At 51.8% G+C, this 12363-nt stretch carries 9 protein-coding genes; 6 read left to right on the top strand and 3 right to left on the bottom strand.

Annotated elements, in window-relative coordinates; all coding sequences use genetic code 11:
- Window positions 1-50 precede the first annotated feature (50 nt).
- Entirely contained in the window at window positions 51-614 is a 564-nt protein-coding gene (locus RIN69_RS18480) for a YqgE/AlgH family protein (RefSeq protein WP_313853631.1), read from the top strand.
- Window positions 614-1030 carry a Holliday junction resolvase RuvX gene (ruvX, locus tag RIN69_RS18485; protein ID WP_313853633.1) on the top strand — a complete coding sequence of 139 codons (417 nt, stop codon included), beginning with the start codon at window positions 614-616 and terminating at the stop codon, window positions 1028-1030. Before RIN69_RS18480 ends, ruvX begins: the two co-directional genes overlap by 1 nt.
- Here the strand turns inward: ruvX and RIN69_RS18490 are convergent.
- The gene (locus RIN69_RS18490) at window positions 999-2048 is read right to left on the bottom strand and encodes a type IV pilus twitching motility protein PilT (protein WP_313853635.1); all 1050 of its coding nucleotides are present in this window, start codon (window positions 2046-2048) and stop codon (window positions 999-1001) included. The genes ruvX and RIN69_RS18490 overlap by 32 nt on opposite strands.
- A gap of 15 nt (window positions 2049-2063) precedes the next feature.
- Here RIN69_RS18490 and RIN69_RS18495 point away from each other — a divergent pair, with 15 nt between their 5' ends.
- From RIN69_RS18495 to hemW, 4 genes are read left to right on the top strand one after another with little or no spacing between them, the layout of a single operon-like run.
- The gene (locus tag RIN69_RS18495; RefSeq protein WP_313853637.1) at window positions 2064-2777 is read left to right on the top strand and encodes a YggS family pyridoxal phosphate-dependent enzyme; all 714 of its coding nucleotides are present in this window, start codon (window positions 2064-2066) and stop codon (window positions 2775-2777) included.
- A gap of 8 nt (window positions 2778-2785) precedes the next feature.
- Window positions 2786-3340, top strand: a complete 555-nt coding sequence (locus RIN69_RS18500; protein ID WP_313853640.1) for a YggT family protein — start codon at window positions 2786-2788, stop codon at window positions 3338-3340.
- Window positions 3341-3368: 28 nt separating this feature from the next.
- Window positions 3369-3962 (top strand): XTP/dITP diphosphatase, encoded by a 594-nt coding sequence (locus RIN69_RS18505; RefSeq protein WP_313853643.1) that lies wholly within the window; start codon window positions 3369-3371, stop codon window positions 3960-3962.
- A complete protein-coding gene (gene hemW / locus RIN69_RS18510; protein WP_313853646.1) occupies window positions 3955-5091 on the top strand; it encodes a radical SAM family heme chaperone HemW in 1137 nt (378 codons plus the stop codon). The genes RIN69_RS18505 and hemW overlap by 8 nt, the downstream gene beginning before the upstream one ends.
- Before the next feature lie 76 nt (window positions 5092-5167).
- Here hemW and RIN69_RS18515 read toward each other — a convergent pair whose 3' ends face one another.
- Both RIN69_RS18515 and RIN69_RS18520 read right to left on the bottom strand, forming a co-directional pair.
- Window positions 5168-11110, bottom strand: coding sequence for a hypothetical protein (locus RIN69_RS18515; RefSeq protein WP_313853648.1), 5943 nt, complete (start codon window positions 11108-11110; stop codon window positions 5168-5170).
- A 509-nt stretch (window positions 11111-11619) separates the two neighbouring features.
- Window positions 11620-12336 (bottom strand): YggN family protein, encoded by a 717-nt coding sequence (locus tag RIN69_RS18520; RefSeq protein WP_313853650.1) that lies wholly within the window; start codon window positions 12334-12336, stop codon window positions 11620-11622.
- Between the last annotated feature and the right edge of the window lie 27 nt (window positions 12337-12363).

A 12363-nucleotide genomic window follows, 5' to 3' on the forward strand; every position in this document is an offset into this window, starting at 1 on the left:
TACCAGGGTATAACCGATTAGCTCTTAACCAGAACACAGAACGAGTGACAATGAATTTACAGCATCATTTTTTGATCGCCATGCCAGCATTACAGGACCCTTTATTCAAGCGCTCGGTAGTGTATATCTGCGAGCATAATGATGAAGGCGCCATGGGTTTGATCGTTAATAAGCCGATGGAAAACCTGACGGTTGACGGCATTCTGACAAAACTTAAAATATCGCCAACGCCGCGCGATCCCGCAGTAAGGCTGGATAAACCAGTATTTGCTGGCGGCCCACTGGCGGAAGATCGCGGGTTTATTCTGCACTCGGCGCAGCGCACCTTTACCTCCAGCATTCGGGTTTCAGATAACACCATCATCACCACTTCACGTGATGTGCTCGAAGCACTTGGCACCCCTGAACAGCCGGAGCACGTACTGGTGGCGCTGGGTTACTGTGCATGGGAAAAAGATCAGCTGGAAGGCGAACTGCTGGAAAATGCCTGGCTGACAACGCCGGCCAACAGCAATATCCTGTTCCATACTCCGATAGCCGAACGTTGGCGCGAAGCGGCGAAAAGCATTGGTATCGATATTCATAATATTACCAGTGAAGCAGGTCACGCCTGATGTCGGCAATGACCCTGCTGTCGTTTGATTTCGGCACCAAAAGTATTGGCGTCGCGGTAGGTCAGCAACTTACCGGCACCGCCCGTCCGTTAACGGCGATTAAGGCTCAGGATGGCATTCCCGACTGGAACCTGATTGAGCGGTTGTTAAAAGAGTGGCAACCGGATCGGTTAGTCGTCGGCCTGCCGCTAAATATGGACGGCACTGAACAGCCGCTGACGGCGCGCGCACGTAAGTTTGCCAACCGCCTGCATGGGCGTTTCGGCATTCAGGTTGAGCTGCATGATGAGCGTCTCAGCACCGTCGAAGCACGTGCCGATCTGTTTGCTCGTGGCGGATTCCGTGCGCTTAATAAAGGCAGCGTCGATTCTCTGTCAGCGGTGATTATCCTGGAAAGCTGGTTCGAGAATCATTAACCAACACCGGCTCTTCATCCGTAGCGGCAACGATGCCTGCGGCAATACGCTGGCGCAGACTCTGCGCAAAAGTGCACATCCCGGATTGCATACCGGTTTGCAGCAATCCGGGCAGCTGATGGGTTTTACCTTCGCGAATCATATTCGCCACCGCTGGCGTGCTGACCAGTAGCTCAAACAGAGCCACGCGCCCGGTGTTGCTTGCCGCCACCAGCCGTTGGGCAATCACCGCTTTCAGGCTGCCTGCCAGCTGGCTACGCACCAGATTTTTCTCCTCTGCCGGGAAGACATCCACCAGCCGATCGACTGCCTGAGTGGCGCTGCGGGTGTGCAATGTTGCCAGCACCAGATGGCCGGTTTCTGCCGCAGTCAACGCCAGACGAATCGTTTCGCTGTCACGCAGCTCGCCGAGCAGGATGACATCCGGATCTTCACGCAGCGCAGCGCGTAAGCCTTCATAAAATGAGCTGCAATGCTGACCGATTTCGCGCTGCTGGATTAGCGATTTCTGGCTGTTATGAATAAACTCAATCGGATCTTCAAGAGTCAAAATATGCAGATCGCGCTGACGATTTAGCGCATCGATCATTGCCGCCAGCGTGGTGGATTTGCCGCTGCCGGTGGCGCCGGTAATCAGTATCAGACCGTCCTGCTGCTGTAACAACGTCGGGATAATATCGGGCAGGCCCAGCGTCTCCAGCGGCGGGCAGTGGCTGGCTATCAAACGTAAAGCCAGTGATAGCCCGTGACGTTGCTGAAATAAATTGGCGCGCAGCCGCGTGCCGCTGGCTAAGGTCAGCGCAAAATCGACATGGCCGGTAGATTCAAGAAACGCGCGCTGGCTGGCGTCGAGCCAGCTCATCACCAGCGATTCCAGCGCGGCGGCAGAAATTTTTTTCTGACCCGGCACCGCGCCCAGCCGCCCCTGACAACGCCACTGCGGCGAATGACCACTGCACAGGTGCAGATCGGCGGCGTTATGCTTTACACTAAGGGCCACAATTTCTTCCATATCCATAAAGTTCTCCTGACTATGATCTCAATCCAGCAAAACCTACAGGAAGTTCGCCAGCGAATCACAGCGGCGGCAGAACGTTGCGGCCGCGATCCAGCAGAAGTTACGCTGCTTGCAGTGAGTAAAACCAAACCTGCGAGCGCGGTCGAAGAAGCGGTTGCCGCCGGACAGACAGCATTTGGTGAGAATTACGTGCAGGAAGGGGTAGATAAAATTCAGGCGCTGGCGGCTTATCCGCAGTTGATCTGGCACTTTATCGGTCCGCTGCAATCCAACAAGAGCCGACTGGTGGCAGAGAACTTTGCCTGGTGTCATACCGTTGATCGCTTGCGCATCGCTACGCGCCTTAACGAACAGCGCCCGGCCCACCTCGCGCCACTAAATGTGCTGATCCAAATAAACATCAGTGACGAACAGAGTAAATCTGGCATCATGCTGGATGCTTTGCCGGAACTGGCGCGGCAGATAGCACAGCTGCCACGTTTGCAGCTGCGGGGATTAATGGCGATTCCTGCTCCGGAAAGTGATTACTCACGCCAGCTGGCAGTGTGCCAGCAGATGGCTGATGCACTGGAGCAATTAAAACAGCATTACCCATCCGTCGATACCCTTTCTCTGGGAATGAGCGACGATATGGACGCCGCCATTGCGGCAGGCAGCACCATGGTGCGGATTGGCACCGCTATATTTGGCGCGCGTGATTACGCTAACGCTACTCACAACAATAACTGAGGAACCTCATGCTGACGTTGACTTTTCTGGTCAAGACCCTGATTGATCTCTACGTGATGGTGCTGCTGCTGCGCATCTGGATGCAGTGGTCACGCTGTGATTTCTACAATCCGCTGGCGCAGTTTGTAGTCAAAATCACCCAGCCAATAGTGAAGCCTTTACGCCGGATTATTCCTGCTATCGGGCCGGTTGATACCGCCTCGCTGCTGCTGGCGTTTGTGCTGACCACGCTGAAATACCCGATTTTACTGCTGATTCAGGTCGGGGCGTTCTCGGTCGATCCGATGAACCTGCTGGTTGGTCTGCTTTCGCTGGTGAAGTCCGCCGGAAACCTGGTGTTCTGGGTGATCATTATTCGTTCACTGATGAGCTGGATCAGTCAGGGTCGTGGCGCGATTGATTATGTGCTGATTCAGTTAACTGAACCGCTGATGGCACCCATTCGCCGTATTCTGCCCGCGATGGGCGGTATCGATTTCTCCGCGATGGTGGTGATTTTGATTCTCTATATGCTCAATTACCTCGGCATGGATCTGTTCCCTGGCCTGTGGTATCTGCTGTAACGCATCAATTATGAATTCTGGATCTGCTATGCAAAAAGTTGTTCTCGCGACCGGTAATCCGGGCAAAGTCAGCGAACTGGCCGACCTGCTGTCGGCCTTTGGTCTTGATATCGTGGCGCAAACCGATCTCGGCGTGGAGTCTGCTGAAGAGACCGGTTTAACCTTTATCGAAAACGCCATTCTTAAAGCACGCCATGCGGCGCAAATCACCGGCTTACCGGCGATTGCCGATGACTCTGGTCTGGCGGTTGACGCGCTGGGCGGCGCACCGGGCATCTACTCGGCACGCTACGCCGGGGAAGACGCCAGCGATCGGCAGAACCTGGAAAAGCTACTGACGGCGTTACAGGATGTGCCGGACGATCAGCGTCAGGCACAGTTTCACTGCGTGCTGGTCTATCTGCGCCACGCTGAAGATCCGACGCCGCTGGTGTTTCACGGCAGCTGGCAAGGGATCATTACCCGTGCTGCTGCTGGCGAAGGCGGCTTTGGCTATGACCCGATTTTCTATCTGCCAGCACAGGGTAAAACCGCCGCTGAGCTGACTAAAGATGAGAAGCGTGCGCTGTCTCATCGTGGTAAAGCATTGACGCTGTTGCTGGAAGCCATGCGTAATGGCTAATCGTCCGCCACTGAGTCTGTACATCCATATCCCGTGGTGCGTGCAAAAATGCCCTTACTGCGATTTTAACTCGCATGCGTTAAAAGGCGAGGTGCCGCACGAAGAGTATGTGCGTCACCTGCTGGCCGATCTCGATAACGATCTGCCGTTAACCGGCGGTCGTGAAGTTGGCACCATTTTTATTGGTGGCGGCACACCGAGCCTGCTGAGCAGTGAAGCGATGATGCTGCTGATGGACGGCGTACGCGCGCGTCTGCCACTGTCGCCAACCGCTGAAATCACCATGGAAGCGAACCCGGGTACGGTGGAAGCCGATCGCTTCAGCGGCTATCAACGCGCCGGGATTAACCGTATTTCTATTGGCGTGCAGAGTTTCAGCCCGCAGAAGTTACAGCGTCTGGGGCGTATTCACGGGCCAGAAGAGGCAAAGCGTGCTGCACATCTCGCCGCCGACCTTGGCCTGCGCAGCTTTAACCTTGATTTGATGCACGGTTTACCCGATCAGTCGCTGGAAGAAGCGCTGGATGATTTGCGTCAGGCGATTGCACTTAACCCACCGCATCTCTCCTGGTATCAGCTGACCATTGAACCCAATACCTTGTTCAGCTCACGTCCGCCAGTATTACCGGATGATGATGCGCTGTGGGATATCTTCGAGCAGGGTGACAAGCTGCTGACCGCCGCCGGTTATCAGCAGTATGAAACCTCCGCCTATGCCAAACCGGGCTATCGCTGCGAGCATAATCTTAACTACTGGCGCTTTGGCGATTACCTCGGCATTGGCTGTGGTGCACATGGTAAGCTGACGCAGGCCGACGGACGTATTATTCGCACCACCAAAACCCGCCATCCGCGTGGTTTTATGGCGGGTAACTATCTTGATCGTCAGCATGAGGTCGTCGATAGCGAGAAGCCGTTTGAGTTCTTTATGAACCGTTTTCGCCTGCTGGAAGCCGCGCCACGTGAGGAGTTCAGCCGTTATACCGGTCTGAATGAGTCAGTGATCCGACCGCAAATCGAGGAAGCGCTGGCGAAGGGATATCTGACAGAGACGCCTGACAACTGGCAGATTACCGAGAAAGGAAAGCTGTTTCTGAATTCGTTGCTGGAGCTGTTTCTGGCTGAGTGACTGACCGCCAATCAGCCACTCTGTCGTTTCTGATGCCCGATGCCGTCGACATTTGCACTACCCGTCGCGGCATTTATCAGGATTCGTCTGATTGCTGCAGATAATGCTGCAGAACCTCCGGCGGAAGGGTCAGACTCCACACAGCAAATTGCGGATCGAACGACGGATTGGCCTTAAGCAGCAGCTGATAAAGGCGGTCTCTCTCCTTGAACTCAGAAGGTGGGAAATCTTTATCATGTGAAAGATATAACTCGTAACGGATATCATCTGCCATTATGCCTTCCACGGCTGTATATTTATTACCCTCTATCTTATTATCATAAGCGGTTATGATTAACGGTGGCTGGGGTTTTGGCGGATTGTTCTGATTTTCAACCACTAATGGCGAGACACTCTGCTGAGGTGCAGCCTCAGCGTTACTGGCAGAATTTTCAGCACTTTGTTGTTGATAATGCAGCACAAGCGCAGGGGGCAAGATCAGTTTGGTGCCGGCTTCAATAACGCCTTTCGCCTGCAGCGATGGGTTGGCCACATCCAGCTGCTTCGACAAACGGCTCCGGGCCATTTTTTCAGCAAGAGGCAGATTTTTATCTGCAAGTGAAAGATTCAGCTCGCTATAAATATCATCTGCTTTAGCCGCTTTCAGCGTGATAAACTCATTGCCTTTGACCTGACCAAACCTGGCGTTTAACTGCAGTGACTGAGGCTCTCTATTATTCTGCGGCACAGTCTCTGAGTTAACGACAGAACGTTGACCACTTAGCTGTTGATAATGCTCCAAAACATCAGGCGGAAGGGTCAATTGAGTACCTGCTTTGATTAAATCCTGCTTCCTGAGCCAGGGATTGGCATCAAGCAACTGCTTAACCAAGTTTTGTCTTTTTATCTGCTCGCCAAGACTAATGCCAGGCTCTATTGTGAGCTTAAGATCTTTATAGATATCAACTTTATCAGCTGATTTACTAACATTAAATTTTTTACCATACATCTGACCAACCATTTCCTTGGCGTACAGATTATACTGTTTTTGCATATCTTCCGGTATTTTCAATCGTGTATTTCGGGGAATATTATTAGGATCGTCAATATTATCTTTATTCGCCAGATAGATAGCATTAAAGTATTGCGGGCCAATACCCAGGCTTCTGCAGATAGCGTTTACGTTAGTATTGGTATACACCACATATTCATTTCCACTTATCTCACCGGGTGCTATATCTTCCCCTTTCGGGGCGCTGAATCGGGTCTTCTCCATTACTGATTCTGGTATGCGCAGAAACGTGCCGACCTTGATATTCATCACATCGCTAATAAGCGCCTCATTTTTGAGGTGTATATGTTGGAAGTCAGTGACCGGAATATCTAAATCACGGCAGATATCAAATAAGTCTGCATCTTTTATAACACAATATAACTCACCGACAACGATTCCCTTTGGCGTGGTATCCAGCACATCTGTTGTCTGCATTTCTGGCAATGACGTGATGCCCTGGCGCGGAGACGTATTCACGTCCTCGTTGCCGCTATCTGCGTTCGATGACAGCAAACTGGCGACTCTGTTGCTTGTTTCATAGGCAACATAATTTAACGCTATATCTTTGCCCATCTGTTGAGCAGGAGTTTGAAAAATCGCTTTAATATTTGCGGCCTTGGTCAATTTGCCAGCAAGTTTAGTCCCTACTGTGACTCCACTGTCTGTCATCATGCCCGCCAGTATGTTGACTGGCAAAGCCTTCAATACATCTTCGGCCTCTGCCTGATTATCTTTAAGCGCAGCCTTAAGCAGTTCTTTAGCGGCTGTCATGCCGGCTGATACGCCCATTTGCATCATAAAGAGTATCGCCGGTGATAACCCTGCCGCCCCGACTCCCATCCCGGCGGCTAAACCCACAGCAATTGCAGCGTAGTCAATAACGATATCATAATTACGTTCTGTCGACGTTTTAATCATCGAGTTCATATCATCGCGTGCGCGCTGACATGCCACCTCAAACGTTTCTTTTCCGGTGTTTTTTAGCTGAAATGTACTTAATGGTGAATATTGACGAGTGGCGTATTTTTTTACTATGGTCGGCGATGTGCCTAATCGCTCCAGCGGGGCCGTACTGTGTTCAATAAATTTAAAATACCCGCCCTCCCCGTTAGTGATTTTATATTTGAACTGTTTATTTGCACTCAGATGAGAAACAATCCATTTCTGATTTTCAACATTCTTAAGCCCTTCCGGCGTGTTTTCAATAACGATAAATTTACCCTGAACATCTATCGCCAGTATTTTATCCTTAACGGAAAAACAGACAACATCAGTTAGTCTGCTGCCGCGAAAATCCAGATGCTCAGCCTCTCTCTTGCCATATTGAAAAGCTTCAAGATCTGCTCTGAAAGCTTTCAGCCCAGCATTTTTTGCCAGGGTCGACGCGGTGACTTTGAAATTGGCCTCATAGAAGTTATCCATATCATTGACTTTTGACGTGTCGTTCATCAATTCGTCAAGATCATTCTCAAAGCTCTTCAACATCTGATCGCCGGAACTTTCAAACTGATATCCATAATATATGGCACTGATACTTTTTCCGCCTAATGCATCCGTGCGGTAATCTTTGACACGTCCTTTCACATTTACATCAGTGATAAGTTTTAGTTCTTCAAGAAAAGCCTTGCTATAAGGGGGATTTTCGTGGGGCGGGTGCTTAATAAAACTGTCAGGCAGCAGATAACTGTCAGGATCAACCTGCCCCGTGGCAATATCAAAAAGTGTAAAAGTCTCTTCCTTCGCACTGGCTCTGTTAAGTAATGTTATTTTGCTGTCGGGAGAATCAATCACTCCTCGTTCGCTTTTATCATAGCGCCCAATAATATCCATCAGATAATTAAAAGCTTTCTGCCTTGGATTAAGCTCATGACCCACTCTAATATTATAACCCGACTTTACCGACTTTAAATAATCCTCACCTTTTTTATTGATTGCTTCTTCAGAAAGACTGCTACGACTTATCTCTCTTTGCTCAAGGTTATTCCTGACAATTTCCAGCGTATTTGTCGCTTTAAATAAATTTAACTTAGCAGAATTAATCTTATAATCGGGGGCGCCACTTTTTACCAGATCACGGTAATTATTGATAGCTAACTTATAGTCTTCTACATACGCCTCTATCTGAACAGGAGTCAGGTTTTTGTCTTCCTGAAGAAGACGCAGTTTTTCTAAACCGACATATTCACTAAAGTCCCCGCGATGCAAAGATAATCGATAATCAAAAGAACGTTTATTTCGGCCGGCCCTTCTTTCTACCTTTTCTTCCTGAAGATCCTGTTCTGGATCAGCGCGCATTTCCGCCTCCAGCGACGATCGACCTTCCTGTAATAGTGCGTCTATCCCGGCAATGCTGGCGGCGTCCGCAGACTGAGGCTGTTGTACCGTAAGCCCGCCGACCAGAAGTTTAGCCGCCGCCCCCAGCGCTTGATTTTGTCCGGCCATATATCCGGTCCAGGCAAAGCCGGGCGGCAATTTATTCAGTATTCGGACACCAAGCCCCTGACGCAGGTCATTATTATGGTAAAGACCGTTGCCGATTAAAAAAGGTGCCGCAGCATAATGGGCGACCGCTGGCGTAAATACTTTTACTATCTGGAACGCCAGCCGTTTAAGCTGCCCCTTGGTGAATTCATCCAGTTGCGCCTGCGGCAGCGGCTGACCAGGCCGCACGCCCTTGAGTATCGTCGCCCTACCCAGCATGGTACTGTACAGCGTCATTACCGCCTTGATAACCGGCAGGCGTTCGGCGATCAGATTTTGCAGCGGGTCAATATCGATTAAATGCCGCACGGCATTTTCACCATACAACGTGAACTCGGAAACCAGCCCGAAGGTCAGTTTGTCGATGCCCTGTTCCGCTGCATAACGGCTAAAACTGGTTTGCTTCGCCATAAATTCGTCAGGGGTATCAGGCCACAAGGTCACACCGTTTAGCGCATCGCTGATTTCCAGTGCCACCATTTTAAGCATCACGTCACCGTTAGGATCATTTTCCGCAGAAAAGTCCTTTTGCATAAACCCTCTAAGTATCCCGGCCATGGCACGGTCGATAGCCTGTGCGTTAACATCCGGGTTGTTTTGCACAAACTCATTTTTGATTTCATGCAGCTTTTCAGCCATGCCTTTCGCCAGCATCGGGTTACGGGCGGTATTATGAGTGACCTCTCCGGTCAGCCGGGCTTCCGTCAGTTTAATTTCCCGTTTAACCGCTGTGGCTCTGCGCTGCGCTTTCAGTGCCAGTTCTGCCAGCTGTTTAACCTGCTGCGGCTGCTTCACGGCAGCTTCCGCAGCAACACTGAGCTTTCCAGCGACTTTCTCCAGCTCTGCTGCCGTCTGCAATAATGGCGCCAGCAGCAGTTGAAAACGCCCCTTTGCTTTGTCCTGCAGATGGGCAGGAAGCTGCGCCAGTATGGCCTTTATCTCTCTTCTGAGCGTTTTACTCTCAATCTGTTGCAGCACTTCACTGACGGCGCGCCGCGCCTTCAGTGCTGCCTCATTGAGTTTGTCCTGTGATTTAATTTTGCCGGAAACCTGCATGGCGGATACTTTTCCGCTGACTTTCGTCTGCTCCAGCATCGTGTCGGACACGGCTTTCAGCATCGTCTGTATTTGTACACCGGCGTCTTTGCTGCGCTCCACCCGCGGCGCGGCGCTGCCTTCAGCCGTATTAGCGTCTTTACCAGCCATTTTCAGGTTCACGGCGGGCGCGAGAAGTGCGCTTGCCGCAATCTTCATTTTTTGCGCCGCCCGCTGCAGCGGTAGCAGGGCCAGCCTTAACGCCACATTGATTTCCGCAGTATCAGCTGGCGCGCTGTCGAACTGCCGCATGATGGCGTGTTCAGCCTTGTTATATTGAATTTTCGAACTTCTTACGCTGCCTGCGGCCAGATCGTACAGCCCCTGGCCAATATGCCTGGCGGCATTCTGCAGAGAGCCAACTCCATTTTGCAGGTTGGTGTAGGGATTCTCGTGGAGTACCTCTGAAACCGACGCCTTTAGCTCACTGCCGATAAATTTTGCCCAGTCAGCGGCCACTTTTGCCGTATCAATAAAGGAGTCCGGATCAACCTCCTTACCCGATTGTTTCAGAACGTCTGCCGCATTACTGAGCGCTGCGGCAGCCTCGCGCACTGCGCCGACAATCTCGCCAGCCAACGCCTGGCCGCTAGCGGCATCCGGACGATACTTTGTCGGATATTCAATGTCATTCGACAATACGTCTGCCTGTGTCGCGGCCTTTTCCGCCACGGCGCACGCCTGCCCAAGTTTTTCCGTCATTGCCCTTCTGGTGTCACTGGTCACCGCCTCGCCGAGTTGGCTAACCACAATATCCAGCTCCAGCGGCAGATTCTGTAGCTCCTGTTTTACCAGCATCCGAAGCTGTGGCTGCTCCGCTGCATCGCCACTGCTGTTGCCTTGCAGCATCTGCACCGTCATATTTTCCAGCTTTTCCAGCGCCATTTCCGCGATGCCATCCCAGTGTCCGTCACTGAGCGCGCTTCCGGCATCCTTCAACCCTGTCGCGGTAGCGATTAACGCATCGACCAGTGCGTTCATATCCCGCCGCACCAGCTGCGCTTCCGGTGTTGTCAGCATCGCCTGCTGCTTCCCCCACTCTCCTGTCAGAGCCGCCAGTAACGTCTGCGTCGCGGCATGGAGTGCACCGGACACCGTGCAAACCGCCTGCTGCTGCATACTCTGCGGTAACCTCTGTTGCACTCCCTGTTGCAGCTCCTGCTGCATCGACTGCACGGTATCCTGCAGCAGGATTAACCGGTCCTGATTTAGCCGATCCTGGTTATAGCCCAGCTGGCCATACTCCTTCCATGCAGGCTGCTGCTGTTCAATGGCCTGCGCCAGCTTGCTCACGGCCTGGTGATATTTCAGCTGGCTGCCGGATTCAGGCGCCCCTGCTTTGTTCATGATTAGCAGGTGAAGACATTCAAGCTGATGCCCACCGGGATGCTGACACTCCTTTGTCAGCACATCTTCCAGTGTCAGGGGGGAAGAGGAACTGGCTGGCTGCGGGCGAAATTTAAGGCCGGTTTCTGACTCAAGCATCTCCCTGAGCCCCTGATTCTGAACCGCCTCAGAAAGTAACTGACAGAATGTGTCATCCGTTATCCAGTCAATCCCGGCCTCATTCATCACCTGCGCCAGCCGGGATAATTTTTCCAGGAAAGGCGCATCCTGCAGATTAGGCTGTGGCTGATTGTCGGCGTAATAAGCCTTCGCGGAATTTTGCAGTGCGGCTTGCTGGAAGTTCATCGGCCAATCTCTTATTTATAAATAAATAAAAGTTACCGATAACCAGGAAACCCTTCTTTTGGTTCCAGGCAAATACTTCTGGATTACTCACTGCGAGGGTTATTAGCGGTCTGATATCTTTCTTATTTGCTTAACTATGAGGAAATTTTATTTCTGAGGAGCCTGACAGGCCTGGCGGGGATATGGCTGGCACCACGGTGAGTATCCGCGGTGCCATAATGATTATGTTATGGCTTCACCGCCGCCAGCACGCCTTTGCGCTGCGTTTCAAGCGTGATAACACGATTACAGACTTCATGACCGAAGTTCTGGAAATCCTGCTCCTGGTTGCGCCACTCGGCCTGAATCGCCTGTTGCAAACCACCCAGATTACCCATAATCGCCTGGAGCGGATTATCGCTGCCGGCCGATGGTTTCTTGCCCATCTCGTTCAGGCTGTCCTGAACCACACCGCCCATCGCATTCTGCACCAGACGTTCACCATCCTGACGCACCTGGTCAATCGCCTGATGATGGAAGGTTAACCCGTCGCTGCGATGCTCGATAATACGATTCATCTGCTGCTTCAGCTGGCTGTCCAGTGAGGTCAGACGCGAGCGCACATTGCTGTCACTGCCGAGCTTATCGACAATCACCTTATCCAGCGCCACACGGCCTTTTTCCAGCCGTTGCGTTGCACCCTGGTCAATCCATGGCAGATCACGACGCAGTGCGTTCTGGTAATCGATCGCTTTCTGGCGCGTCGCCGCGTCCACATCGACCTGCTTGCCGTTAAACTGCACGTTGCCATCAGGAGAGATCACCAGATTGCCGTTAGCGCCAACCACCTGCACGCTTTGCGGTTTAATCACCACATCGTCCTGTGGCTTAACACTGCACTCATAAGCGGCCTGAGCCTGGCCTGCGGCCAACAGTAATGCGACAACCAGCGCTTTACGAATCATGAAATCTCCTGAGTAATAAAAATTATT

Source organism: Winslowiella toletana, assembly GCF_032164335.1.
Lineage (GTDB): Bacteria > Pseudomonadota > Gammaproteobacteria > Enterobacterales > Enterobacteriaceae > Erwinia > Erwinia toletana_A.